Raw genomic sequence first — 25,094 nt, 5'->3', positions numbered from 1 at the left:
ATGCTGGTTGATATTAAAAATCTGCAGATTAGCTTTGAAACGCGCACCAGCCGTTTCGATGCTGTACGCGGTATCTCACTTCAGCTCGGTCGTGAAAAACTGGGTATCGTTGGCGAAAGCGGTTCGGGCAAGTCTTTGACCGCGCGCGCCCTCATGAAACTACTGCCGCCAATCGCTGAAGTGAAGGCCGACAAGCTCTCATTCGACGGCATCGACATTCTGTCGGCCACCGAACGTGGCATGCGTCAAATTCGCGGCAAGCGGGCAGGCTTTATCCTTCAGGACCCTAAATATTCGCTCAATCCGGTCAAAACCATTGGCGTGCAGGTAGCTGAAGCGTGGCGTACCCATAAAGGTGGTAGCAAGCGTCAAGCGATGGATGCTGCGGTTGATCTTCTCGATCAGGTCATGATCCGCAATCCGCGTGAAGTGGCAAAGCTTTATCCGCACGAAGTTTCGGGCGGCATGGGGCAGCGTGTCATGATTGCTATGATGCTTGCGCCCGATCCGGAACTGTTGATTGCCGATGAACCGACATCTGCGCTCGACGCTACCGTTCAGGCGGAAATTCTTCGCCTGATCGATGATCTGGTTTCGAAACGCGGAATGGGGCTTCTCCTCATCAGCCATGATCTTCCACTCGTGTCGCATTTCTGCGACCGTGTCATGGTCATGTATATGGGCCGCGTCATGGAAGAGTTGAAAGCCGCTGAACTGGTGTGCGCTGAGCATCCTTATACAAAGGGGCTTCTTAATTGCATTCCATCGCTCATGCATCCTCGTGATCGATTGCCGGTTCTCAATCGTGAAGAAAGCTGGCTGAACTCATGATAGTTATTGATCAACTTCGCATCAGCTTCAACGAGCGTGAAGTCGTCAAGGGTGTATCCTTCAATGTCGAGAAGGGCGGGAGCTTCGGCATTGTTGGCGAAAGCGGCTCCGGCAAATCCACCATTCTGCGCGCAATGGCCGGTCTCAACGAACAATGGAACGGCCGCATCGCTTTTGACGGCAAAGATGTTGCTCCGAAGCGTGCATCTGCCTTCTTCCGTCAGGTGCAGATGGTGTTTCAGGATCCCTTTGGATCGCTGCACCCTCGCCAGACCATCGACCGAATCCTGAGCGAGCTTCTGCTGGTCCATGGTATCGGCGACATCGACAAGCGTATTGAAAAGGTTCTTGACGAAGTCGCATTGCCGAAAGCTGCTCGGTTCCGTTTTCCGCATCAGCTTTCGGGCGGACAGCGCCAGCGCGTCGCAATTGCTCGCGCTCTTATCGCTGAACCGGAAGTTCTGTTGCTGGACGAACCAACCTCGGCGCTCGACGTCTCGGTACAAGCTGAAATTCTCAATCTTCTCGCGGACTTGCGCGCAGAAAAGAATCTCACTTATGTGCTGGTGAGCCACAATCTCGCGGTAATAGCGCATCTCTGCCCGCAGGTAGGGGTGATGCAACACGGCGAGATGGTGGAACAGCTTAGCGCTGATGATTTGCGCGCCGGGCGAACTACACATCCGCATACCACAGAATTGCGCGCCCTAAGCGTCAATCTGGAAGAACCTGCCTGACGGAGTTTTCATGTCAACGCATGCTGACTGGAACGCGGCCTCGCACGCCGCGAAAGTCTTTTCAAGAACATGGGCCAAGGATGAGCCAGGCGGCGTTATCATCGGCTTTGGTCCAGACGGTGTGAAATTTGCCTATGCGGGCGGGCTTGAGAGCCTTTCTACGGGTGTACCGTTCACGGCGAATACTGTTATTCGCTACGCTTCAGTCACGAAACATGCGTTTTGTGCGATGGTTCTCAAGCATAGCGATATTATCGCCCTTGAGGACCGGCTCGGCGACCATCTGCCGGAGCTGCAAAGCCCACTAGCCGATGTCACTGTCGGTCGTGCGCTCGACATGACTGGTGGTCTGCCCGACACGCGGGAATGCCTCACGCTTCTGGGGCTATCGGTTTATACAGAAACGGAAGCCCGTCAGCTTCTGGATTACCTTGGCTCTCTTAATCGTCTCAATTTCGATGCGGGTTCGGAAATTTCCTATTCCAACACCGGTTATCGTCTGGTGGAAGCCGCACTGGAGCGAAAAGGGTTTCGTTTCAATGATTTCGTGAAGTCGGATATTGCTGCGCTTCTCGATATTTTCATGGAAGCGCCGGATGTATGGAATGATCCGGTCGCAGGTCTGGTTCCGGGTTACTGGAAGTCTGGCGAAAAATGGCAGCTCAGTTCCGCTGGCCTGCACATTTCAGCTTCGGGCAGCCTGACTGGCAGTGGTATGGCGCTGACCAAATGGGCGCAAGCACTCGTTAACGGCGAGGGTGGGTTCAAGGGCTTGCTCGATAAGCTGTCGGCTGATCGCTATCTTGCTGACGGGCGCGTCACCGGTTACGGGCTTGGGCTGCGTTGGAATGAAGTGGCTGGCAAGCGTTTTGTTGGACATGGTGGCTCGCACCCTGGCTACAAGAGCTACTTTATGCTCGATCCAGCCGCGAAAACCGGCATGATTGTTGTTTCAAACCGTGAAGACGCCAACACTTATAAGATGGCGCGAGATTGCATGGTCGCTCTCAACGGATTGTCGTTGCCGGAGACCAACTGCACGATCCCTGACGGGCTTTATGTGACGGAGAGTGGGCCGTTCTGGCTGGAAATGCGCAACGGCATAGCCAATTGGCTCGATTCCGAAGACACGCTTTACGATATCGGTAACGGCTGGTTCTCATCCTTGTCGCCGTCTTCACCAGTTGAACTCCGCTGGACAGGTACGGAATTGGAAGGCGAGATCGGTTACGTGTCTCGCCGGTTGAAGCCGGTCACATTAAAGCCAATCTGCCGGGAACTCGACGGCCACTGGCAAGCGTCGCCCTATGGTGCCAGTTTCGATATCAAGGATGGCCACTTCATCATGGGTATTGGCCCTACGCGCCAAGCCATGCCATTGGAAGATCTCGGGCAGGGGCGTGTTCTATTCACGCTGCACGATGGGCCGTGGACCAAGCGCGTCTGCATGCACAGGCTTGACGACAATCGTGTCGAACTGGTTCTCAGTCGAGCCAGGACGATTGAATACGTCCGGTAATCTGGACTTTCTAAAGTTATCGACGCGGCGGAAGGGTGACCTTACCGCCGCGTCTTGCATTGTGGTAACTTTCGACAATTGATTCCGAATTTGAGGTGACGTGATGCTGGAACGGATGATCGATCAGGGCGCGGGTCGGGAGCCTGCCGACATCGTGCTGAAGGGCGGTCGTTTTTTCGATCTCGTGACCGGTGAGCTTGTTGAAAGTGACATCGCAATCTGTGGTGACCGGATTGTCGGAACATTCGGCAATTATCAGGGCAAGCATGAAATCGACATTTTCGGACGGATTGTCGTGCCGGGATTTATCGATACGCATCTTCACATAGAATCCTCGCACGTAACGCCGCATGAGTTTGACCGGTGTGTATTGCCGCAGGGCGTCACCACTGTCATTTGCGATCCGCATGAGATTGCAAACGTGCTGGGGGCTGAAGGCATCAAGTTTTTCCTCGATAGTGCTTTGGAAACCATCATGGATATCCGCGTGCAGCTTTCGAGCTGTGTGCCTGCGACCCACATGGAAACGTCCGGTGCCGAACTTCTGATTGATGACCTCCTGCCTTTTGCCGACCATCCCAAGGTGATCGGTCTTGCGGAGTTCATGAATTTTCCAGGTGTTCTGGCGAAAGATCCTGAATGCATGGCGAAGCTCAGGGCGTTTCAAGGACGGCATATCGATGGGCACGCACCGCTTCTGCGTGGGTTTGATCTGAACGGCTATATTTCCGCAGGTATTCGCACCGAACACGAGGCGACAAGTGCGGAAGAAGCACTCGAAAAGATGCGCAAGGGCATGCATGTGCTGGTGCGTGAGGGATCAGTTTCCAAGGACCTGAACGCGCTCATGCCGATCATTACGGAGCGCCACGCACAATTTTTGGCACTGTGTACCGATGATCGCAATCCGCTCGATATCGCCGATCAGGGCCATCTCGACTACCTTATCCGTACGGCTATTGCAGGCGGAGTGGAACCGATTGCCATCTACCGGGCCGCGAGCATTTCCGCAGCACGTGCTTTCGGTCTTTTCGACCGTGGTCTGGTTGCGCCGGGCCAGCGTGCCGACCTCGTTGTGGTGGATAGCCTCGAAGGTTGCCACGCTGAAGTCGTGTTGTCTGCGGGCAGGGTGGTTTCAGAGGATTTGTTTGCTGCTCGCAAGACTGTTGCTCCTGTCGGGCGCAGTAGCGTCAAGGCACCGAAAGTCAGCGCTTCTAGTTTCCGCTCTCATTCCAACAGCGGCAAAACCCGTGCAATCGGTATAATTCCTGGCAAGATCATAACGGAAAGTCTCGAATTCGATCTCAAGGTTGGCCCGAACGGCGTTGAACCCGATTTCGAAAAGGATGTAGTCAAGATTGCGGTTGTCGAACGACACGGCAAAAATGGAAATATCGCGACCGGCTTCGTGCATGGCTTCGGCTTGAAATCCGGTGCAATCGCGTCGACTGTCAGTCATGACAGCCATAATATCTGTGTGGTAGGCACCTCAGACGAAGATATTGCTGCGGCTGCAAACCGATTGGGCGAAATTGAGGGTGGTTTCGTCGTCGTGCGAGATGGCAAGGTGTTGGCCGAAATGCCTTTGCCCATTGCCGGATTGATGAGCGCCGAGCCATACGAAACTGTTCGCGACCAGCTTCGCGTGCTGCGTCATGCAGCAGAAGAATTGGGCTCAGTCTTGGAAGAGCCATTCTTGCAACTGGCCTTCATTGCCCTGCCAGTGATCCCGCATCTCAAAATCACCGACCGTGGCCTCGTGGACGTCGACAAGTTTGCATTTGTCGGGAATTGATTAATGCAGACCGCCGACGCCGAGCAGTTCTTCTACGGTCTGCCGATCTTCGGCGAGTTCTGCTGACGTGCCAGACCACGCGATGCGCCCACGTTCCAGTATGATGACGTGATCGGCAAAATCGAGTGCGCTCTGGATGCGTTGTTCGACAAGCAGGATCGTCATGTCGCCCTTCTGCGCCAGTGTCGAGAAAGCAGCCATCAGTTCTTCGCAGATGACAGGAGCAAGACCTTCCAGCGGTTCATCGAGCAGCAGCACTGTCGGTCGCCCGAGAATGCTGCGCGCAGTGGAAAGCATCTGTTGTTCGCCGCCGGAAAGCTGCGATCCAAGATTACGGCGTCGCTCCTTTAAACGGGGAAACATCGCGTAGGCTTCTTCGAGCGCATCCTTCGGTCGGCTCTTGAGGCCAACGAACAGATTTTCTTCGACTGTGAGGGTCGGGAAAACATCGCGGGTCTGCGGCACATAGCCGAGACCGGCAATTGCGCGCGCGGCTGATGGAAGCGTGGCGATGTTCCTGCCACCCAACAGAATTTCACCGCCATAACGGCGGGTTTGACCTGCGATGGTAGCAAAGAGGCTGGTCTTGCCGACACCATTGCGGCCCAGAATGCCAAGCCGCGAGCCCGGTTCCGCTTTGAACGATACATCCTCGATGACACGCGTAGGCCCGTAACCGGCGAAGAGATTGCGAACTTCAAGTGAGGCAGCACTCATTGGGCATAGCTCCCGAGATAGGCTTCGCGGACGCGGGCGTCCTGCACGACATCTTCCGGCAACCCGTCAAAAATCACCGTTCCGGCAGCCAGCACGATTACGCGCTTTGCGAAGCGAAAAACGAGGTCCATATCGTGCTCGATCATGAGCACTGCCAGATCTGCCGGTAATCGGTCGAGCGCTTCCTCGATGCGGCCAGTATCGCTCTGCGGAACACCGGCAGCAGGTTCATCAAGCAGCAGCACTTTGGGGCGAAGCGCCAGAGCGAGTGCAATTTCCAGAAGCCGCTGTTGGCCATATGCGATCTCGCTCACCCGCAATTGCCCGACATGCAGAAGACCGAGCGCATCTAGAATGTCGCGAACCTCATCCATGACTTCAGGCATCTTGCGATAGTTGCCGAGAATACGGCCCGTCTTGCCTTCGCGTTGCAAAACAGCAAGAGCCACATGTTCTTCGGGAGTCATGTCGAAAAAGAGACGGGTAACCTGAAATGAACGCACCAGTCCGCGTCTGACGCGCTGCATGGCGTTAAGCCTGGAGACATTCTCGCCGTCCAACGCCACGGTGCCGGAAGTCGCGCCGAGATTGCCTGTAACAAGATTGACGAAAGTGGTCTTGCCCGCTCCGTTAGGACCAATCAGGGCGACGCGGTCGCCTTTCGCCATACTGAGCGAAACATCATTTGTGACCGCTAGACCGCCAAAATTCTTGCGCAGTTTCGTTACTTCAAACACGGTGCTCATTTGCGATGCGCCTTCTTTTCAAAGTAATAGGCGACGGTTCCATAGAGGCCTCGCGGCGCGAATAGCACGACGGCGATCAGCAGAGCACCAACCATTGTAAGCCAGTGGAAGGGGTTGGCAGCAGAGACGAGGTCTTCGAACCACATGAAGACAACCGTGCCGATCAGTCCTCCGAACAGCGATCCCGTGCCACCGAGAACCAGCATCACCAAAGCTTCCGCCGACATGGTAAAACTGAGACTGTCGAGCCCGACAACCTGTGTCGAAATGGCATTCAGCGCGCCACCGATGCCAGCAACAGCACCTGAAATGACATACATGCGAAGCTGTGCGGACTGCACCGAAGCGCCCATTGCATGAATGCGGATCGGGTCCTCTTTCACGCCCCGGCAAAGCATGCCAAAGGGTGAACGTACGATATAACGCAGGAAGACGAACGAAACGAGCAGCAGAACTACGGCGTAGATATAGACTGTGTGTCCGTAGAGATCGAACTCGAATATGCCGAAGATCGGATCGGGCGAAATGCCGCTTAGCCCATCACTGCCGCCGGTCCAGCTTGATGCTTTGTTTGCAGCTTCGTGGAACAGATGGACAACAGCAATCGATAGAACAAGCTGTGCGAGGCCGTGGGCGCGCAGAATGACGGCTCCAGAAACAAGTCCGGTGATAGCTCCTGCAACAAGACCGATAAGTGTCATCAGGATCGGGTCGGTAATACCGAAATGGGCGGCAGCGATGCCAGCACCATAGGCGCCAGCGCCAAACAATGCAGCATGGCCAAGCGTTGCAATACCGCAATAGCCCGTCACCAGATCGAGGGACAAGACGAGCAAGGCAATGGCAATGATACGTGTCAGCAATGCCAGATTATCGGGGAACAGAAACCAGCCGACGACACCGGCAAAAATAACGGCCACAATGCCAATGAGACCTGCATAGGACTGACGACGTTGGATGAGATTTTGCGTTAGATCGGTCATTTCCGGGCCAGCCTTCCTGCAAGACCGCGCGGGAACAGAGTAACAATGACGATTACCGCCAGGTAAAAGAAGAACTCGCCATATTCCGGTGCCAGATAACGACCGGTTGTATCGATTGCCCCAAGCAGGAGGCACGCAATCAATGCACCGGGTATGGAGCCTGCGCCGCCGACGGAGACGACAACCAGAAATGTCACCATGTAGCGGAGCGCATAATAGGGTTCGACAGGTAGAAGTTCGGCGCCGACAACACCGCCGAAAGCTGCAAGTCCAATGGCAAGCGCAAAGCTGACAGCGTAAACGATTTCCGTTCGCACGCCGAGGGCTGCCGCCATGTTAGCATTGTCTACAGCAGCACGCAGTTTTACGCCGAAGGCAGTGCGTTCGATGATGTACCAAAGACCAAGGGCCGCCGCGAAGCCGCACCCGATTGCAAAGATGCGATGTTTGGCAATTGCCCGAAAGCCGAGATCGACTGATCCACGCAACATTTCAGGCAAAGGAATGGTCTTCAGCGTCGGTCCGAATATATAATTGGTGAGACCGATGATGCAGAAAGTGATGCCGATGGTCATCAGCACCTGTGTCAGTTCAGGCGCTCCATAAATGCGCCGATAGAGCAGTCTCTCCACCGGAACGGCGATTATCATCGTGCCTATAACGGCGATGATGATCGCAAAGCCGTAGTTGAGACCAAGCTGCTGGGCAGCATAGGATGCAAAATAGCCGCCGATCATTGCAAATGCGCCGTGAGCGAGATTGACGACGCGCATCAAGCCCATGGTGACCGAAAGGCCGATGGAGATGACGAAAAGCACCATGCCATAGGCGAGGGCATCGACAGCAATGCTGAGCACAGTCTGCATTGAGTGGTCCTGTTGGGCGTATCCCGAAAAGCGCGAAAGGGCTTTCGGGGTACGCGTTAAAATACGCAGTTATGAGCCACGGGCACGTACGCTTTACGCCCGTTCAGGCATCAAGGTGTTCACTCTTGAATGCCAGAACTACTGGGCTTTTAGGCCGGGGTCGTCCTGCTTCTCGAAGGTCTGGATTTCCTTGTTATAGTAGGCGCCGTCATCAGCCTTGGCTACTTCGCGCAGATAGATGTTCTGCGTCATATGGCGGCTTTCGGGGTCGATGGATACAGGGCCACGGGGGCTGATCCACTCCATGCCTTTCACGGCCTCCACTGCCTTTTCAGCATCCTTTTCACCGCCGGTAGCTTCGATCATCTTGTAGATAACATGCATACCGTCATAAGCACCGACCGAAGGGAAGGACAATTCCACAGGATTGCCGATGGCCTTTCGGGCTTCCTCGACAAACTTCTTGTTCTCTGGCGAGTCATGCGAGACTGCGTAGTGGAAAGTCGTAAGAACTCCGAGAGCATTTTCTCCAAGCGCCGGGAGATCGGATTCCTGTGTCAGATCACCAGGAGCAAAAAGCTGAATGCCCGAGCCTTTCAAGCCGTTGTCGACATAGGATTTCATGAAACCAAGCGTGGTTGGCCCGGACGGCAGAAAAGCAAACACGCCTTGCGCACCGGAATCCTTGATACGCTGCATGATCGGGCTGAAATCGTTCGTAGCGAGCGGCATTCGAATAGCTTCGACCACTTCACCACCAGCTTTTGTGAACGCCGCCTTGAAAGCGTTTTCCGCATCAACGCCCGGCCCATAATCGCTCACAACCGAGATGACTTTCTTTACACCCTTGTCGAGTGCGACCTTCGCGATCGGAGTTGACGTTTGCCATGTAGTGAACGACGTCCGCACCACATAGGGGCTCTTCGTTACGATGGAAGAAGTGGCGGCATTCATGACCACCATTGGCACATTGCCCTGTTTGAGAATGGGCGTAACCGCCATGGCGTCAGGGGTGAAGTAAAAGCCAGCGAGATATTGCACGCCTTCCTTGACCACAAGTTCCTGCGCAAGCGCCTTGGATTGCGCTGGATCAGCCTGCGGCTCATCACGATAAACAATCTCGACAGTGTCATCGCCGATCTTGTTACCGTGCTCGGTCATATAGGCGTCGATGCCGGCCTTGAAGTTCTTACCCTGAAGAGCAAATGGGCCTGAAAATGGACCAATGACGCCGACCTTCACTACATCGGCATAAGCTGCCGATGTTGTGAGTGAAAAGACCGCAAGCGCGGTTAATGCAATTTTCTTCATGTTCTCCTCCCTATCGCCCAACATTCCCGCGCGTGACCGTCTTGTCGCAACAGGGAATGTCCTGATTTCAGCATGCCTATCTAATTGGTCATGTAAAATGAAAAATTCCTTATAAATGATACCCACATGGTTATGTATCCGAGGATTGCTCGCTTCCGATCCGAACTACTTTATCCATCAGGGTTGACGCAATCTTGAGAGCACTGCCTGTCGATGCAACGATTTGTGGCAGGATCATCCATTCGATCATCCAAGCTGCGCCTGAGCGCTCCTGCTCGTGCACCATTGCCTGATGAAGACCACCCATTTGGGCCGCATTGAAACGGGCAAGGCTGACCAGTATCTCTGCCGACACCGGATTTTGCTTGTGGGGCATGGCGGATGAAGCGCCGCCGCCTGTCAAGGACAGTTCGGTACCCAGCTCAGCCATGAGAGCAATATCTTGTCCAAATTTTCCAAGAGTACCCGTAATCAGCGAAAGCAGATTGCCGAACTCGATAATGAAGGCCCGCTGGCTATGCCATTGCGGACTATCGTGCAATCCAAGTTTATCAGCCAGCAAAGCACGCAGAGCCGGGGCCTGATCGCCGAATTTTTCAAGCGTTCCAGCGGCTCCTCCGAACTGCACAGGAAAGGCGGTGGTATTCAGTTTTGAGCCGTAAGCGCCGAGCGGGCTTTGCCAGCTTGAGATGCGGTCGGATACGGTGATCGGGATAGCAGATTGCATGCGCGTATAGCCGGTCAGGGTATTTTTTCCAAACGCCGCATCAAGCCAATCGAAACGCTGTGTGAGTTGCTGAATTCGCCCATGAAGAATTGTACTTGCGTGCTTCAACCGCAAAATCAGGCTCGTATCGATGACATCCTGGCTCGTCGCGCCGAAATGAACATACTCAGCGCAATCCTTCCCGACGAACTGGCGCAGTTTCTTTACGAAGGAAGGAATGACAACGCCGTCACGTGCCGTCGCTTTCGCCAAATCGGAAAGATTAGGTTCAAACGATTCTACGGCTTGCCTGATCGCTTGTCCGGCTTCGACGGGTATTAGACCCAAACCAGCCTGAGCGTCGGCCAGAACTGTTTCGAAGCGAAGCATCTGCGTAATGTCAGCCGCTGCCGTGAAAAGGCTTAATATCTCTTCGTCGTCACCGAAAAGCTGTGCCAGAAAGGGATGTTCGAAGAGCGAGATACTCATGCGTCAAATATCGAAAAAGACGGTTTCTTTCTCGCCCTGTAAGTGAATATCGAAATGATAGACGCTACCCTCGCGCTGACCGATCAGGGTTTGCGCCCGACTGCGATGTTCAATGCGTGCAAGAATAGGGTCCTCTGCATTGACGTCGGCTTCATCGGAAAAATACATCCGCGTTTGCAAACCGAGATTGATACCGCGAGCCACGATCCACAAGGTAACGTGTGGTGCCATGAGGCGGCCGTCTTTGAAAGAAACGCGGCCAGGCTTGATCGTCTCGAAAGTAAACTCGCCCGTGTCCATATGGCTCGGGCAACGCCCCCAGCCGCGAAAGCCGAGCTCGGCCTTGCCGCCAGTTTCAGCAGGGCTGTTATAGAAGCCCTTCGCATCAGCTTGCCATATTTCAATGAGCGCATCGCGGAGTGGCGCGCCCGTGCCGTCAAACACATGACCTTTGATGGTAATGCGTTCGCCTGTTGTCTTTTCATCATAGAGAGGGCCAGAGCCAAGGTCATGTTCAAAAACGCCATTAATGCCGACAAAGTTGGGCATCAGTCCGATATGGACATAGGGACCTGCCGTTTGGGAGGCGCTTTCTTTCAGATAGCCGAGAGGTTGAACCATATCAGTTGCCCTCCGGGCGATTTTCAAAGAAGGTTGAACGGCGTCCACGCAACACGATGTCGAACTTGTAAGCGAGCATATCCATCGGCAGGTTGGCATTCATATCCAACGGCGCGACCAGCCGTTCGACAGCAGATTTATCGGGGATGGTTTTGACGATCGGGCAGATCCAGATCAGCGGGTCACCCTCAAAATACATCTGGGTGATGAGGCGCTGCGCAAAACCATGGCCGAACACAGAAAAATGAATGTGAGCCGGACGCCAATCGTTCACGCCATTCGGCCAGGGGTACGGGCCGGGCTTTATGGTCTTGAACCAGTAGTTGCCGTTCTCATCCGTGATCGTACGGCCGACGCCGCCGAAATTGGGGTCAATCGCTGCAAGATAGGTTTCTTTCTTATGGCGATAACGCCCGCCAGCATTGGCTTGCCAGAACTCGAGCAATGCGCCTGGAACAGGACGGTTGCTTTCGTCCAGAACACGGCCATGAACAAGAATGCGCGGACCTATCGGCATTTCGCCGGGGCGCGCATAGTTGAGAATGAGGTCGTTATCCAGTTCATGCAGCATTTTATGCCCGAATACCGGGCCGGTAATTTCGCTTTTGGTGCCTTCCAACGAAAGCAGGGCGCGAGTAGGCGAGCGGAGCACAGAGGTCTTGTACCACGGCGTATAAGCCGGTGGATGCATGGACAGATCGCGTGCAAAGAATGGAGTTGTCTCCGGCAGACTGTTCTTCATTTCTCAGCTTCCTCCACTTCTATCTGCGCATAGGTCTGCTTGGCGATCTTGAATGCGTGGTTTGATGCTGGAACCCCCGCATAGATTGCGACATGCATCAATGCTTCGCAGATGTCCTCTTTTGTGGCGCCGGTATTTTTTGTGGCGCGTATATGCATGGCAACTTCATCGTCTTGTCCGAGTGCGGCAAGGAGCGCAATAGTAACGATCGAACGCTCTCGCCTGGTCCAGCCGGGCCGTGACCAGACAGTTCCCCATGCAGCTTCCGTTATAAGCTCCTGAAACGGGGCATCAAGGTCGGTCGCGCCGTTCGAAGCGCGATCCACATGCGTATCGCCCAAAACCGAACGGCGCACATTCATGCCAATCTTGTAACGTTCCGACCGCACGGCATTATCAGCCATGGTTGTTCTCCATGCTAGAATCTGTTTGAAATAAAGCTACGCAACAGCGAGACATAGGCATCGGGCTGTTCAATGCAGGGAATATGGCCGCTGGCAGCGATCTCTGCGAAGTCTGCTTCAGGAATAAGGCTTGCCAGTTCGCGCACCAGGGTAGGCGGCGTGGAGCCGTCCTGATCGCCGACCAGACAAAGTGTAGGCACTGAAACATTCTTGGCTACTTCGGTTAAATCCGCTTCACGCAGCGCAGCACAAGTGGCCGCATAGCCGTCGAGCGGTTGTCGAACGAACATATTACAATAGGCCCGATAGGCAGGATTATCGGGGCGCCGATAGACCGGTGTGAACCAGCGTGGCATTGTTGCGTCGAGGATGCTTGCCAGACCGTCTTGCTGAATAGCGGCTATACGCGCATTCCACATCTCTGCGGTGCCGATTTTATGCGCGGTATTTGACAGGATGAGCCCAGTTACAAGATCAGGTCGCGCTGCATAAACACCCTGTGCAATCAGCCCGCCGACAGAAAGGCCGCAAATGATTGCCCGCTTTATTGATAGCCTGTCGAGCAGGTCAATGAGGTCGGAAGCGAGCAGTTCGATTGTGTAGGGAGTGTTTCCGATATCCGAAAGGCCGTGACCACGCTTGTCATAAACGAGTGTCGATGCGTCATTGTTCAGACGCATGCGAACTTCATTCCATATGCGGAAATCGGTTCCAAGCGAATTGATGAAAACCAGAACGGGCTTTTCGCCTGTCACTCGTTGAAAATCATAATGAACAACGATGTCGTTTATGGACGCGAACTGCACGGCTTTCTCCTCTCATCCAGCACTGTCGTGCTTTAAACTGGTTAAGTAAAATGATATTATTACCAAAAATCATAACTGCAGGGTTATAGATAAGTGATTGGGAACAGGATCAAGTTTCGTCATCTGCATACGTTTGTTGAGGTCGCGCGACAGAAAAGCGTGGTCAAGGCCTCCGAAATTCTAAGCATCAGCCAGCCTGCAGTGACCAAGACAATGCGCGAGCTCGAGGAGATTTTAGGCGTTCCAGTAGTAGAGCGCGACGGTCGTGGCATAAGGATAACGCGGTTTGGTGAAGTATTCCTGCGTCATGCCGGGACGGCGCTAACAGCCTTACGACAAGGGTTGGATTCCGTGTCGCAAGAGCTGGACGGATCAGGACCACCCATCCGTATCGGCGCATTGCCGACGGTTTCGACCCGCATCATGCCGAAAGCAATGAGTTTGTTTCTTGCTGAGAGAACATCCAGTCGGGTTAAAATCGTGACGGGTGAAAATGCAGTTCTTTTGGAACAGCTGCGGGTGGGCGATCTCGATCTGGTCGTTGGGCGACTTGCTGCACCTGAAAAAATGACGGGGTTTTCGTTCGAACATCTTTATTCGGAGCAGGTTAGGTTTCTTGTGCGGGCTGGTCATCCTTTAACCGATGGACGTGCAGTCTTTGAAAGCATGGCTGACTATCCGGTTTTGATGCCGACACGCAATTCAATCATTCGTCCTTTTGTGGATCGGCTGCTGATCACAAATGGGATTGGTGGCTTGCCCGTGCAGATTGAAACTGTGTCCGATGCTTTCGGACGTGCCTTTGTCCGCGATAGCGATGCGGTGTGGATCATTTCGGAAGGCGTTGCAGCGCGTGACGTTTCAGAAGGAAAACTTGTCGCGCTTCCCATTGATACAAGCGAGACGACAGGACCGGTAGGGCTTACGATGCGCACGGATATGGTTCAAACTGCTGCCATGCAGATTTTGATCCAGACATTGCGGGAGGCTGCGGGTTTGAAGTCCTGAAAACCAACACGGTCAGCTACCAGAATGTGGTAGCTGACCGCGCTAGAAGCGAGAAGTTCTGGCCGGAACTTCACGCCCGGGGGTCCAATGATAAATGGAAGTCTACATCAATTCTAAAATAAAACATTAGTTTTATAGGACCTGTATTAATAATATTATATGATATTTACTTACATTAGATAAGTCTTAATTATTGTTTTCTTATCGGAGTGGTAGTCCCACATAGTTTTCAGCAAGTGAAGTCAATGCAGATTCGGAAGTGCAGAAATAGTCGAGCTCGGCTTCCTGTACTTTCTGGTCAAACGGAACCATATCCGGGAAGCGGTGCAGCATTTTGGTCATGGACCATGAAAAACGCTCAGCCCTCCAGATGCGAGCAAGCGCATTGGCGGAATAGGCGCCGATACCGGCGTCCGATTTGTCCAGATAAAACTCTCTCAGTCCTTCATAAAGATAGTGAACGTCGCTGGCAGCGAGGTTGAGCCCTTTTGCACCGGTCGGGGGAACAATATGTGCGGCATCACCGACAAGGAACAGTCGCCCGAAACGCATCGGTTCGGCCACGAAGGAGCGTAGTGGGGCAATCGACTTTTCAAAAGACGCCCCGATTACCATAGCCTCGGCATGATGTTCGGGAAGACGTCGGCGCAGTTCATCGTAAAACCGCTGGTCGCTCCAATCTTCGATTTTTTCGTCCAGCGAACATTGGATATAATAACGGCTGCGTGTGAGTGATCGCATGGAGCAAAGCGCAAAGCCGCGTTCGTGGTTGGCATAGATCAACTCGTGAGCGACTGGCGGAATATCAGCCAGTATACCGAGCCAACCGAAGGGATAGACCTTTTCAAAGAGGTCGATTGCCTTGTCGGGTACTGATTTGCGGCTTATGCCGTGATACCCGTCACATCCGGCGATAAAATCGCAATTGATGCGATGTGTTTTCCCGCCCTTTTCGTAAGTGACGTAGGGCGATATTGTGTCAAAATCGTGTGGCGTCACGTCAGAGGCTTCGTAAATGCTGGTGGTGTTCGACCTTTGCCGTTCATTCATAAGATCATGCGTCATTTCGGTCTGGCCATAGACCATAACGCGCTTACCGGTCAGCTTGTGTAGATCGATGCGGTGATCCCGTCCGTCAAAGGCGAGTGAGAAGCCGTCATGCGGTAGTCCTTCGACGTGAAGGCGCGCCGACGCTCCAGCTTCATCCATCAGATTGACAGTGCCTTCTTCCAGGACGCCGGCGCGCACTCGGCCTAGAATGTAATCCGCGCTGACGCGATCCAGTACGACATTGTCTATCCCGGCTTTCGCTAAAAGTTGACCGAGAAGCAGGCCGGAGGGACCTGATCCGATGATTGCGACCTGAGTGCGCATGTAGTCCTCCCAATGCAAGTTCGCCTTTATTCTTTAGCGAACCTTCGATCTGGCAATGGATAATTCCCGCAATTTATTGTACAAATCGAACATTCTCGGAGGGCAAGTGTCGCAGTACTTTGTTCCAACATACGAGCTTTATGGAGAAGAGAGCGAGCAGAAACCGGATTTCTGGCTGCACTGTGAAACGCTTTTCTCTCGATCGAGCTTGCACAATTTCGAGATTACGCTCCATCGTCACGAGAGCTTCTTTCAGCTTTTATATATTGAAGGTGGTACGGGACAGGCGAATTTCGACGGCGTCGTTCGCACCTTCCAAACGCCGTGCGCTATCCTGGTGCCACCTGGGTTCAATCATGGGTTTGCATTTTCTCGAGATATAATCGGTCATATCGTGACAATTCTGAGCCCTCATATGTCATTTTTCGGAGGAGGGGCCGGAGGTGTGACAGCGGAATGGTTGATGCAGCCGCAACTCATCTCAATGACAGGTGCAAGCGATGAAGAATTGACCCTACTTTCTTCTCTTCTACGGCAAATTCAAGATGAGTTTCACGCGAGAAAGCTATATAAAAACAACTTACTGGAATCTTTTGTTCGAGCTGTATTCGTTTACATCATGCGGCACGCTTATTCTTCAAGCTCAGCGAAGCAGGAAGACCGCCAGATATTGGGGTATGCTCGCATTGAGCGCTTGCAGGAATTGATCGACCGCTATTATCGAGAACACAAGCCTGTTTCATTCTATGCGAAATTGTTGGGCGTTTCACCAACACATCTCAACCGGACCGTCAAACAGATGACAGGAGCAACGACACAGGACATGGTTGCGAAAAGGCTGATTGAGACGGCCAGGCGCGATTTGATTGCCATGCCGTCGTCGGTGCAACATATCGGTTATAGTCTTGGGTTTTCAGACCCCGCATATTTCTCACGCTTCTTCCTGAAGATGACAGGCGAAACACCGCGTACATTCCGCTTGAGGGAACGTGAGCGTTTGGCCGCTCTGGATTCATCATCATAGAATAAATTGGATTTTTCATTCTCCACGGTTATCTCAGCAAGCTGCGCAATTCCGACTGGATCTGAAGCATCGCAGGCAGGAAGTGTTCCACAAGGTCATGTGTTTCGATATGAGCCACGGGCGCTCCGATGTTGAGTGCTGCGACCACTAAACCTCGATGATTGAAGACAGGAACCGCAATGGAGCGCAGTCCAAGTTCCAGTTCCTGGTCGTTGATTGCATAACCTTGGCCACGAATAGTGGAAAGTTCTGCCATGAGTGGGCCAATTTCCACTTTTGTAAATGGTGTCAATGCTTTCCGTTCGGTGCGTTCGAGAAGCGCCTGCGCCTCCGGTTCATGAAGCCAGGCCAGAAGTACCCGCCCCATCGAAGCACAGTAGGCTGGAAGTCTGCTTCCGGCCATCAGATTGATGGACATCACGCGCATTTGTGAGGCGCGCGCGATATAAACGATTTCCGTTCCATCCAGAACTGATGCGGACGCACTCTCGCCGACGGTATCGGAGAGCTGGTCCAGATGCGGCTGAATGATTGTCGGCAGTGGTGTGGAAGAGAGATAAGCATGCCCGAGCCGAAGAATTTTGGGAAGAAGCATGAAGAACTTCCCATCATATTCGGCATAACCAAGCTCAGCGAGAGTCAGCAGGCACCGTCGCGCGGTTGCACGATCAAGGCCGGTAATTTTTGAGACTTCCGCTATTGAAAGACGTGATTGATCTTCACCGAATGCTTCGATGGCTTTCAATCCCTTGGCAAAACCTCCGACGAAATCCGTTTCGCGCATGAAATCCCCTCAATCTGAACTATCATTTTGTGCGATATATGAACAAATGTCAAATAACGCACAAATTGTTTGACCCTTTGCCGACGCGGTGGCTAACTCCACCGCGATTGAGACCGGAAACGCTCAAGCATGAAGCTCGAACGCTCCGGTGTGGAGGCAAAATGGACAAAACAATCGGAAGTCTGGCCGAGGCCGTTGCCGGGATAGGTGATGGCGCGACGGTCATGATCGGGGGATTTGGTGGCTCAGGCGCGCCAATCGAACTCATTCATGCCCTGATCGACAAGGGCCCAAAGAACCTGACGGTCATCAACAACAATGCAGGCAATGGACGGATCGGTATTGCGGCCATGATCGATGCAGGGATGGTCAGGAAAATGATCTGCTCGTTTCCGCGGTCTTCCGATCCGCGCGCTTTCACCGATAAGTACATCGCCGGTGAAATCGACCTTGAACTTGTGCCGCAGGGAACGTTGGCCGAACGTATCCGTGCGGGCGGTGCCGGTATTCCGGCTTTCTATACGCCGACAGCCTATGGCACCGAGCTTGCCGAGGGCAAGGTCATAGCCGAGTTTGATGGAAGATCTTATGTGCAGGAGCGGTGGCTGAAAGCCGATTTCGCGCTTATCAAAGCACATCTTGGCGATGCGCATGGCAACCTGACCTACCGCATGGCTGCCCGCAATTTCAACCCGTTGATGTGTATGGCTGCTGCCAAGACGATAGTGCAGGTATCTGAAGTTGTTCCGCTCGGCGGAATCGAACCGGAAGACGTCATCACGCCGGGCATCTTCGTAGACAGTGTCGTCGAAGTTCCCAATCCACAGCAGGAAGAAGAACTTATTCGGACGGGAGTGGCCTACGCATGATGATCGATACTCATGAGGACATTAAACTGTCCAATGCCCAGATCGCATGGCGCGCCGCACAGGATATTCAGGATGGCGCCTATGTAAATCTTGGAATCGGTTTTCCTGAAATGGTGGCCCGCTATCAGCCGGAGGGACGGGAGGCAATTTTCCACACAGAGAACGGTGTTCTGGATTTCGGTGAAGCGCCGCCCGAAGGTGAAGAGGACTGGGACCTGATCAATGCTGGCAAGAAGGCCGTCACGCTGAAACCTGGCGCGGCATTTTTCCATCATGCCGATAGCTTCGCGATGGTGCGCGGCGGACATCTCGATGTTGCGATTCTCGGCGCCTATCAGGTTGCCCAGAACGGCGATCTCGCCAATTGGCGGGTAGGAGCTAAAGGTGTGCCTGCGGTAGGTGGCGCAATGGACCTCGTGCATGGTGCGAAACAAGTCGTCGTTATCACCGAGCATATGACGAAAAAGGGTGAGCCGAAACTCGTCGAAAAATGTACTTTTCCACTGACTGGCGTCGCATGTATCACTCGCATCTATACCAGTCATGCGGTGATCGACATCGCCAAGGGGCGTTTCGTGCTGCGCGAAAAACTGGCCGCCATGACGCTTGATGAGCTTCAGGCCATGACTGGCGCGAAGCTTCATATTGATGGCCCAGTTGCCGATCTCGTTGTTCCCGAATTGTGAGACCATGCCATGAGTGAAGCCTATATCTGCGATTACATCCGCACTCCCATTGGTCGTTATGGCGGCGTGCTTTCATCTGTGCGTGCCGATGATCTCGGGGCCATTCCACTGAAAGCGCTTATGGAGCGTAACGGTTCCGTCGATTGGGAAGTCGTCGATGATGTGATTTTCGGCTCGGCCAATCAGGCGGGGGAAGACAACCGCAACGTTGCGCGTATGTCATTGCTTCTGGCCGGATTGCCGGTGGGGGTGTCCGGAACGACGATCAACCGTCTCTGCGGTTCTGGAATGGATGCAGTCATAACGGCTGCGCGAGCTATCAAGTCTGGCGAGGCCGAGCTGCTCGTCGCTGGTGGTGTGGAAAGCATGAGCCGCGCTCCCTTCGTTATGCCCAAGGCCGACAGCGCATTTTCACGCAAGGCGGAAATTTTCGACACGACGATCGGCTGGCGGTTCATCAATCCCTTGATGAAAAAGCAGTACGGCGTCGATTCCATGCCGGAAACGGGTGAAAACGTCGCCGAAGATTTTGCGGTCTCACGGCAGGATCAGGATGCTTTTGCACTTCGCAGCCAGGAAAAAGCGGCAGCCGCGCAGGGCAATGGACGCCTTGCGAAGGAAATCGTTCCGGTCACGATCTCACAACGCAAGGGTGATCCGGTTGTTGTCGACAAGGATGAACACCCACGTGCGACCAGCTTGGAAGCACTCGCAAAGCTGGGTACGCCCTTCCGTGAGGGTGGCACCGTGACGGCGGGTAATGCCTCCGGCGTCAATGATGGAGCTGCTGCGCTTGTCATCGCATCTGAAGCAGCCATCAAGAAATACGACCTTACACCGATTGCCCGCATTATAGGCGGTGCCGCGGCGGGTGTTCCTCCGCGCATTATGGGTATAGGCCCGGCTCCGGCGACAAAGAAGCTTTCTGCACGTATCGGCATTGCACCCGATGCATTCGATGTAATCGAACTGAATGAAGCATTTGCGTCGCAGGGGCTGGCAGTGTTGCGCGATCTTGGAATTGCCGATGACGACAAACGCGTCAATCCGAACGGTGGCGCTATTGCGCTCGGGCATCCGCTCGGCATGTCCGGGGCGCGTATTACGGGTACGGCGGCGCTCGAACTCTCGCTCAACGGTGGCAAATACGCTCTTGCAACGATGTGCATCGGTGTGGGACAGGGTATTGCCATTGCGCTGGAACGCGTTTGAGCGTGAATAAATGACAAATCCGGGTGAAAACCGCCCGGATTTGTTCTCTCCCGCAAAGCAGATACAACTTTTGTATTCTTGGGCGACTACAATATTGCCCACGCCTACCGATCAAGTTAGCATGACCTCATTACAACAACGGCGGGAACAACCCGTCGAGCCAAAATGGGGAACATGTCGATGAAAATTGCTCGCCTTGCCCTGATGGGTGGACTCCTCGCAACTGCGCTTTATACCGGCTCCGCTGTGGCCCGCGATCTGACGGTGGTTTCCTGGGGTGGGAACTATCAGGATGCCCAGCGTGAAATTTACTTCAAGCCCTTTTCCGAGAAGACCGGAAAGCCTTTGCTGGACGAATCCTGGGACGGTGGTTACGGCGTCGTTCAGGCGAAGGTGAAAGCAGGAAAACCCAACTGGGATGTCGTGCAGGTAGAGGCTGAAGAACTCGCTCTCGGTTGTGCGGACGGTCTTTACGAGAAGATTGACTGGGACAAGGTTGGCGGTAAGGATAAGTTCCTCGACAGTGCGGTCAATGATTGCGGCGTGGGTGCGATCGTGTGGTCGACGGCAATTGCCTATAATGCCGACAAGCTGAAAGATGGCCCGCAGTCCTGGGCTGATTTCTGGGATGTGAAGAAGTTTCCAGGCAAGCGCTCGTTGCGTAAGGGTGCCAAGTATACGCTTGAATTCGCGCTCCTCGCCGATGGGGTCAGCAAGGATGAAGTTTATGACGTGCTCTCGACACCGGAAGGTGTGGACCGTGCATTCAAGAAACTCGATGAATTGAAGCCGAACATTGTCTGGTGGGAAGCAGGGGCACAACCGTTGCAATTGCTGGCCTCGGATGAAGTGGTGATGGCATCGGCCTATAACGGACGCATCACGGGCATAAACAGGAGCGAAGGCAAGAACTTCAAGGTGGTCTGGCCGGGCAGCATTTATGCTGTCGATAGCTGGGTGATCCTGAAAGATGCCGAGAACAAGGATGCGGGGCTGGATTTCATTGCTTTTGCCAGCCAGCCTGACAATCAGGTGAAGTTGCCGAAATATGTCGCTTACGGTTTGCCGAACAAGGAGGCTGCAAGCAAGGTGCCAGCGGAATTCGCGTCCGATCTTCCAACGGCGGAAGCCAATCTGAAAGACGCCCTTCCGCTCAACGTCGATTTCTGGATCGATAATTCCGAAGAGTTGACGAAGCGCTTCAACGCCTGGCTGGCGCAATAATTCACGGTCATAGCCCCGTCGGTGCAATATCGGCGGGGTTTCCCTGTTTTCCGGAAGATGGAGTGATTCATTGACGGACTGCCGCATCCGCTTCGAGAATATCAGCAAATCCTACGGTGATTTCAAAGTCATAGATGGTCTGAACCTCGATATCGATCGAGGTGAATTCGTGAGTCTTCTTGGCCCTTCCGGTTCAGGCAAGACGACGCTTTTGATGATGCTTGCCGGGTTTGAAAGTCCAAGCAGTGGAGCAATCCATGTGGATGGCAGGGCAATCAATACGGTTCCTTCGTACAAGCGCAATATGGGCGTGGTCTTTCAGAACTATGCTCTGTTTCCGCATATGACAGTTGGCGAGAATGTCGCCTTTCCGCTTCAGATGCGAGGTATAGGAAAAGCCGAGACCGGCAAGCTGGTGGATAAGGTGCTCGATATGGTGCAGCTCTCCACAATGCGCGAACGTAAGCCATCACAGCTCTCCGGTGGACAGCAACAGCGCGTGGCGCTTGCCCGTGCACTGGTTTTCGAACCGGGTGTGGTTTTAATGGACGAACCGCTCGGGGCGCTCGACAAGCAACTGCGTGAGCAGATGCAACTTGATATCCGCGCGTTGCATGGCCGGTTAGGACTGACGATTGTTTTCGTCACCCATGACCAAAGCGAAGCGCTGACCATGTCGGATCGGATCGCCGTCTTCAACAAAGGAAAAATCGAACAGATAGGCACGCCGCGTGCAATCTATGACGAGCCACAGACTCGGTTCGTCGCCGAATTCATAGGCGAAACCAATCTCGCTGAAGGAACAATCGAACGGGTGGAAGGCACCAGTGCCGTTATTCGCTTGAAGGATGGGGGTATCCTAACCGCATCATCAAAGGGAATGGTGGCGACGGGACAGAAAGTTCTCCTGTCCATTCGGCCTGAGCGCATTGAACTGGGTCGCGAGGGCGGTTCGGACAATCTTCTTAAAACACGTGTCATCGACAGTGTCTATCAAGGGGATCATCTACGTATCCAGCTTGATGGTAGCGCTCATGATTTTATCGTGCGGCTCGACAGAAAAGCGCGCGAATGGGCGCCCGGAACGGATGTCGTGGCGGGTTTCAATGCCGCTGACTGCTGGACTATCACGGCATGACGGTTCTGTCCGGCAAAACTGTCCGAGCGATGTTTCTGATCGCGCCTCTGCTTGTTTTCATCGCCTTGTTTTTTCTGTGGCCGCTCGGAGTGATGATGAAGCAGGCCGTGTCCGATACGGCGGTTTTGCGCGTTCTTCCCCAGACGGCTGACGCTGTAAGTCTGTGGGACGGACAATCGCCTCCATCACCAGAAATGAAACAGGCTTTGGTGACGGATCTGAAGGCTTCGACCGACCAGCAGGCCATAGGCGATATGGTTCGCCGTTTGAACAGCGCTCAATCGGGTTTTCGGACCCTGATGAGCAAGACACTTTCGGCAATCGAGAAAGACGATCCAGTCCCGGACCTTGAAACAATAGATAAGCGATGGAGCCGACCGGAATTCTGGCAGGCGATTGCGAGCGCGCTTTCTCCGACAACTGATCGCAACCTGCTCGCGGCCGTGGACATGGAACGCGATACGTCTGGTGAAATTGTTTCAATGGCGCAGGGCACATCGGCCAACCGGGCGATCATGCTGCGCACATTCTGGATCGCCGCGCTGGTGACATTGGCTTGTGCAGCGATTGGTTACCCTTATGCTGTGTTGCTTGCATCGTCTAAGGGCTGGGTCAGAAACGTGCTTTTTGCCGCCGTTCTGTTGCCCCTCTGGACGTCGTTGCTGGTGCGAACTGCTGCCTGGTTCATCCTCCTGCAGGACAAGGGGCTCATCAATGATACGCTGATCTGGCTGGGCATCACCGATGCGCCTTTTCCCTTGATCTTTAACAGGGCAGGGGTGGTGATAGCCATGACCCATGTGCTTTTACCGTTCATGGTGCTTCCGATCTACAGCGTGCTCGTATCGATTCCGTCTAATTTGATGCCTGCCGCTGCATCGCTGGGTGCGCCGCCGTGGAGAGCTTTCCTGCGAGTGCTTCTGCCACTGAGTATGCGCGGCATTCTGTCCGGCATGCTGCTCGTTTTCATGAGCGCAATCGGCTACTACATCACACCGGCATTGATTGGTGGGCCGAGCGACCAGATGATAAGCTCGATTATTGCCTATTACGCAACCGGTTCGGCCAACTGGGGTATGGCTGGTGCTTTGGGGCTCGTGCTGCTCGTCGCCTGCCTCGTACTCTATGCCGTTTACGGACGGCTCACCGCTGATGAACGGGGGAGAGCGTAAGTATGGAGCGCTTCGCTAAAATCCTGTTCGGCGTGGCGGCCGTGGTCTTTTTGATTGCACCTCTGTTTGCAATTCTTCCACTTGCTTTCACATCCAGCGTATTCTTGACCTATCCGGTGCCTGGTTGGTCAATGCGCTGGTTTGAGGAACTGGCAACGGCGGATGTCTGGCAGCGCGCAATCGTCAACAGCCTGATTATAGGCTCAGGAACGACGATCTTGGCAACTGTGCTGGGAACCATGGCCGCACTTGGTTTGCGCAGCAGGATTTTGTTTTTCTCGGGCCCTATTAAAACTCTGTTCCTCTTGCCCATGGTCGTTCCTGCCGTGGTTATGGGCGTCGGTATGCAGTTACTGTTCGTCCGGCTCGGAATAGCAAATTCCTATCTTGGTGTGATTGTTGCTCATACCGTGATTTCTATACCCTTTGTTTTGGTAAGTGTTACGGGCGCTTTGGCAGGTATCGACCGACGTGTCGAACTGGCAGCCGAAAGTCTTGGTGCATCGCCTCTAACGGTGTTTCGTAAGGTCACGCTTCCGCTCGCCATGCCGGGCATCGCGTCAGGCGCGGTGCTGGCGTTCGCTACGTCGTTGGATGAAGTTGTGCTGACCCTGTTCGTGGCCGGTCCAAATCAGCGCACTCTGGCGCGCCAGATGTTTTCGACAATTCGAGAAAATATCAGCCCGGCTATCGCTGCTGCTGCTTTTCTATTCATTGCGGGCACGGTGCTCTTAGGTCTTGCGGCGATGCTCTTCCGCCGAAAGCGTGTGAGTGGGGCAATCACCTCCTGATGGTGCGAGAGGCCTCATTTGCCGCACTGCTAATCCTTGCGCCTTAGCGATCGATCCGTGTTGAAAGGATGATCGATGACATCGTGCGCTCGACGCCTTCCAGCGCGCCTATCCGATCCAGAACGGCGTCAAGTTCCTGTATGGATGGGGCTTCCACAACGACGATCATATCGAAATGTCCGCTGACAGAATGGAGCGAACGGACGGCCATCATGCCGCGCAGAGCTGTTTCGACTTTGGGCGCGAGCTTGGGTAGCGCGGTCACGAGCACATGGGCGCGGACCAGATCGCGCTCGAATTCAGGTGCGATTCGTACTGTGTAGCCCTCGATAACCCCACGTTTTTCAAGCTTTTCGATGCGGCTTTGGACGGTAGTTCGGGATACGCCGAGACGCCGTGCCAGGTCGGCTGTCGAGGCGCGGGCGTTTTCACGGAGGAGGGCGATGAGGGTAAGATCGGCTTCTGTCGTCATAATGCATATTAAATACGTCAATATGCACAAACAAACAACGTCATATCGTCAGTTTGTATGCTTCTTT

The 25,094-nt window shown here is 53.9% G+C and carries 25 protein-coding genes and 1 pseudogene; 13 read left to right on the top strand and 13 right to left on the bottom strand.

The genetic code is table 11. From position 1 onward, the window contains the following. The 4 genes and pseudogenes from F9K91_RS15080 (at position 1) to ade (ending at position 4,882) form a co-directional block, all read left to right on the top strand. Positions 1-831 (top strand): ABC transporter ATP-binding protein, encoded by an 831-nt coding sequence (locus F9K91_RS15080; protein WP_151678105.1) that lies wholly within the window; start codon positions 1-3, stop codon positions 829-831. Then, positions 828-1,568 (top strand): ABC transporter ATP-binding protein, encoded by a 741-nt coding sequence (locus tag F9K91_RS15075; RefSeq protein WP_151651154.1) that lies wholly within the window; start codon positions 828-830, stop codon positions 1,566-1,568. Before F9K91_RS15080 ends, F9K91_RS15075 begins: the two co-directional genes overlap by 4 nt. Before the next feature lie 10 nt (positions 1,569-1,578). Next, complete coding sequence (locus F9K91_RS15070; RefSeq protein WP_151678104.1) at positions 1,579-3,087, top strand: serine hydrolase domain-containing protein; 1,509 nt, start codon at positions 1,579-1,581, stop codon at positions 3,085-3,087. Between the two features lie 54 nt (positions 3,088-3,141). Further along, positions 3,142-4,882 (top strand): annotated as a pseudogene (gene ade / locus F9K91_RS15065) (adenine deaminase). Here the strand turns inward: ade and F9K91_RS15060 are convergent. From F9K91_RS15060 to pcaD, 10 genes are all read right to left on the bottom strand, one after another. Beyond that, positions 4,883-5,599, bottom strand: a complete 717-nt coding sequence (locus tag F9K91_RS15060; RefSeq protein ID WP_151651156.1) for an ABC transporter ATP-binding protein — start codon at positions 5,597-5,599, stop codon at positions 4,883-4,885. After that, positions 5,596-6,345 (bottom strand): ABC transporter ATP-binding protein, encoded by a 750-nt coding sequence (locus F9K91_RS15055; RefSeq protein WP_151651157.1) that lies wholly within the window; start codon positions 6,343-6,345, stop codon positions 5,596-5,598. The genes F9K91_RS15060 and F9K91_RS15055 overlap by 4 nt, the downstream gene beginning before the upstream one ends. Continuing rightward, complete coding sequence (locus F9K91_RS15050) at positions 6,342-7,328, bottom strand: branched-chain amino acid ABC transporter permease (RefSeq protein WP_151554592.1); 987 nt, start codon at positions 7,326-7,328, stop codon at positions 6,342-6,344. Before F9K91_RS15050 ends, F9K91_RS15055 begins: the two co-directional genes overlap by 4 nt. Next, positions 7,325-8,194, bottom strand: coding sequence for a branched-chain amino acid ABC transporter permease (locus tag F9K91_RS15045; RefSeq protein ID WP_151554593.1), 870 nt, complete (start codon positions 8,192-8,194; stop codon positions 7,325-7,327). Before F9K91_RS15045 ends, F9K91_RS15050 begins: the two co-directional genes overlap by 4 nt. Before the next feature lie 138 nt (positions 8,195-8,332). Continuing rightward, positions 8,333-9,505, bottom strand: a complete 1,173-nt coding sequence (locus F9K91_RS15040) for an ABC transporter substrate-binding protein (protein WP_151678102.1) — start codon at positions 9,503-9,505, stop codon at positions 8,333-8,335. Positions 9,506-9,635: 130 nt separating this feature from the next. After that, positions 9,636-10,700, bottom strand: coding sequence for a 3-carboxy-cis,cis-muconate cycloisomerase (locus F9K91_RS15035; RefSeq protein ID WP_151678101.1), 1,065 nt, complete (start codon positions 10,698-10,700; stop codon positions 9,636-9,638). 3 nt (positions 10,701-10,703) lie between these two features. After that, positions 10,704-11,321, bottom strand: a complete 618-nt coding sequence (gene pcaG / locus F9K91_RS15030; protein ID WP_151678100.1) for a protocatechuate 3,4-dioxygenase subunit alpha — start codon at positions 11,319-11,321, stop codon at positions 10,704-10,706. Position 11,322: 1 nt separating this feature from the next. Next, positions 11,323-12,063, bottom strand: a complete 741-nt coding sequence (gene pcaH, locus F9K91_RS15025; protein ID WP_151678099.1) for a protocatechuate 3,4-dioxygenase subunit beta — start codon at positions 12,061-12,063, stop codon at positions 11,323-11,325. Further along, positions 12,060-12,467, bottom strand: coding sequence for a 4-carboxymuconolactone decarboxylase (gene pcaC / locus F9K91_RS15020; protein ID WP_151678098.1), 408 nt, complete (start codon positions 12,465-12,467; stop codon positions 12,060-12,062). Before pcaC ends, pcaH begins: the two co-directional genes overlap by 4 nt. 14 nt (positions 12,468-12,481) lie before the next feature. Continuing rightward, the gene (pcaD, locus tag F9K91_RS15015) at positions 12,482-13,273 is read right to left on the bottom strand and encodes a 3-oxoadipate enol-lactonase (protein WP_151651164.1); all 792 of its coding nucleotides are present in this window, start codon (positions 13,271-13,273) and stop codon (positions 12,482-12,484) included. Between the two features lie 93 nt (positions 13,274-13,366). Between pcaD and pcaQ the strand changes: the two genes are divergently transcribed. Next, positions 13,367-14,281: a pca operon transcription factor PcaQ gene (gene pcaQ, locus F9K91_RS15010; RefSeq protein WP_151678097.1), complete on the top strand. Its 915-nt coding sequence runs from the start codon at positions 13,367-13,369 to the stop codon at positions 14,279-14,281. Positions 14,282-14,482: 201 nt separating this feature from the next. On the opposite strand, the gene pobA is transcribed toward pcaQ, so the two are convergent. Next, positions 14,483-15,655, bottom strand: a complete 1,173-nt coding sequence (gene pobA, locus F9K91_RS15005) for a 4-hydroxybenzoate 3-monooxygenase (protein WP_151678096.1) — start codon at positions 15,653-15,655, stop codon at positions 14,483-14,485. 55 nt (positions 15,656-15,710) lie between these two features. On the opposite strand from pobA, the gene F9K91_RS15000 reads away from it, so the two are divergent. Further along, complete coding sequence (locus F9K91_RS15000; protein WP_151554602.1) at positions 15,711-16,679, top strand: helix-turn-helix domain-containing protein; 969 nt, start codon at positions 15,711-15,713, stop codon at positions 16,677-16,679. Positions 16,680-16,707: 28 nt separating this feature from the next. On the opposite strand, the gene F9K91_RS14995 is transcribed toward F9K91_RS15000, so the two are convergent. Next, positions 16,708-17,463: an IclR family transcriptional regulator gene (locus F9K91_RS14995; protein WP_151678095.1), complete on the bottom strand. Its 756-nt coding sequence runs from the start codon at positions 17,461-17,463 to the stop codon at positions 16,708-16,710. Between the two features lie 161 nt (positions 17,464-17,624). Here F9K91_RS14995 and F9K91_RS14990 point away from each other — a divergent pair, with 161 nt between their 5' ends. From F9K91_RS14990 to F9K91_RS14960, 7 genes are all read left to right on the top strand, one after another. Then, entirely contained in the window at positions 17,625-18,332 is a 708-nt protein-coding gene (locus F9K91_RS14990) for a 3-oxoacid CoA-transferase subunit A (RefSeq protein WP_151678094.1), read from the top strand. Further along, the gene (locus F9K91_RS14985) at positions 18,329-19,018 is read left to right on the top strand and encodes a CoA transferase subunit B (protein ID WP_151554605.1); all 690 of its coding nucleotides are present in this window, start codon (positions 18,329-18,331) and stop codon (positions 19,016-19,018) included. Before F9K91_RS14990 ends, F9K91_RS14985 begins: the two co-directional genes overlap by 4 nt. A gap of 9 nt (positions 19,019-19,027) precedes the next feature. Continuing rightward, positions 19,028-20,230 carry a 3-oxoadipyl-CoA thiolase gene (gene pcaF / locus F9K91_RS14980; RefSeq protein WP_151651169.1) on the top strand — a complete coding sequence of 401 codons (1,203 nt, stop codon included), beginning with the start codon at positions 19,028-19,030 and terminating at the stop codon, positions 20,228-20,230. Between the two features lie 180 nt (positions 20,231-20,410). Beyond that, positions 20,411-21,454 (top strand): ABC transporter substrate-binding protein, encoded by a 1,044-nt coding sequence (locus F9K91_RS14975; RefSeq protein WP_151554607.1) that lies wholly within the window; start codon positions 20,411-20,413, stop codon positions 21,452-21,454. Positions 21,455-21,524: 70 nt separating this feature from the next. Further along, positions 21,525-22,592: an ABC transporter ATP-binding protein gene (locus tag F9K91_RS14970; RefSeq protein ID WP_151651170.1), complete on the top strand. Its 1,068-nt coding sequence runs from the start codon at positions 21,525-21,527 to the stop codon at positions 22,590-22,592. Beyond that, complete coding sequence (locus F9K91_RS14965) at positions 22,589-23,764, top strand: ABC transporter permease (protein WP_151651171.1); 1,176 nt, start codon at positions 22,589-22,591, stop codon at positions 23,762-23,764. Before F9K91_RS14970 ends, F9K91_RS14965 begins: the two co-directional genes overlap by 4 nt. Positions 23,765-23,766: 2 nt before the next feature. Then, the gene (locus tag F9K91_RS14960; protein ID WP_151651172.1) at positions 23,767-24,555 is read left to right on the top strand and encodes an ABC transporter permease; all 789 of its coding nucleotides are present in this window, start codon (positions 23,767-23,769) and stop codon (positions 24,553-24,555) included. 43 nt (positions 24,556-24,598) lie between these two features. On the opposite strand, the gene F9K91_RS14955 is transcribed toward F9K91_RS14960, so the two are convergent. Continuing rightward, positions 24,599-25,027: an Lrp/AsnC family transcriptional regulator gene (locus F9K91_RS14955; protein WP_061347140.1), complete on the bottom strand. Its 429-nt coding sequence runs from the start codon at positions 25,025-25,027 to the stop codon at positions 24,599-24,601. Positions 25,028-25,094: the final 67 nt, after the last annotated feature.

It is taken from the genome of Brucella tritici (assembly GCF_008932295.1).
Taxonomy (GTDB): domain Bacteria; phylum Pseudomonadota; class Alphaproteobacteria; order Rhizobiales; family Rhizobiaceae; genus Brucella; species Brucella tritici.
Note: the sequence above shows the minus strand (reverse complement) of the source record. Positions and strands in the feature narration are given on the sequence as shown.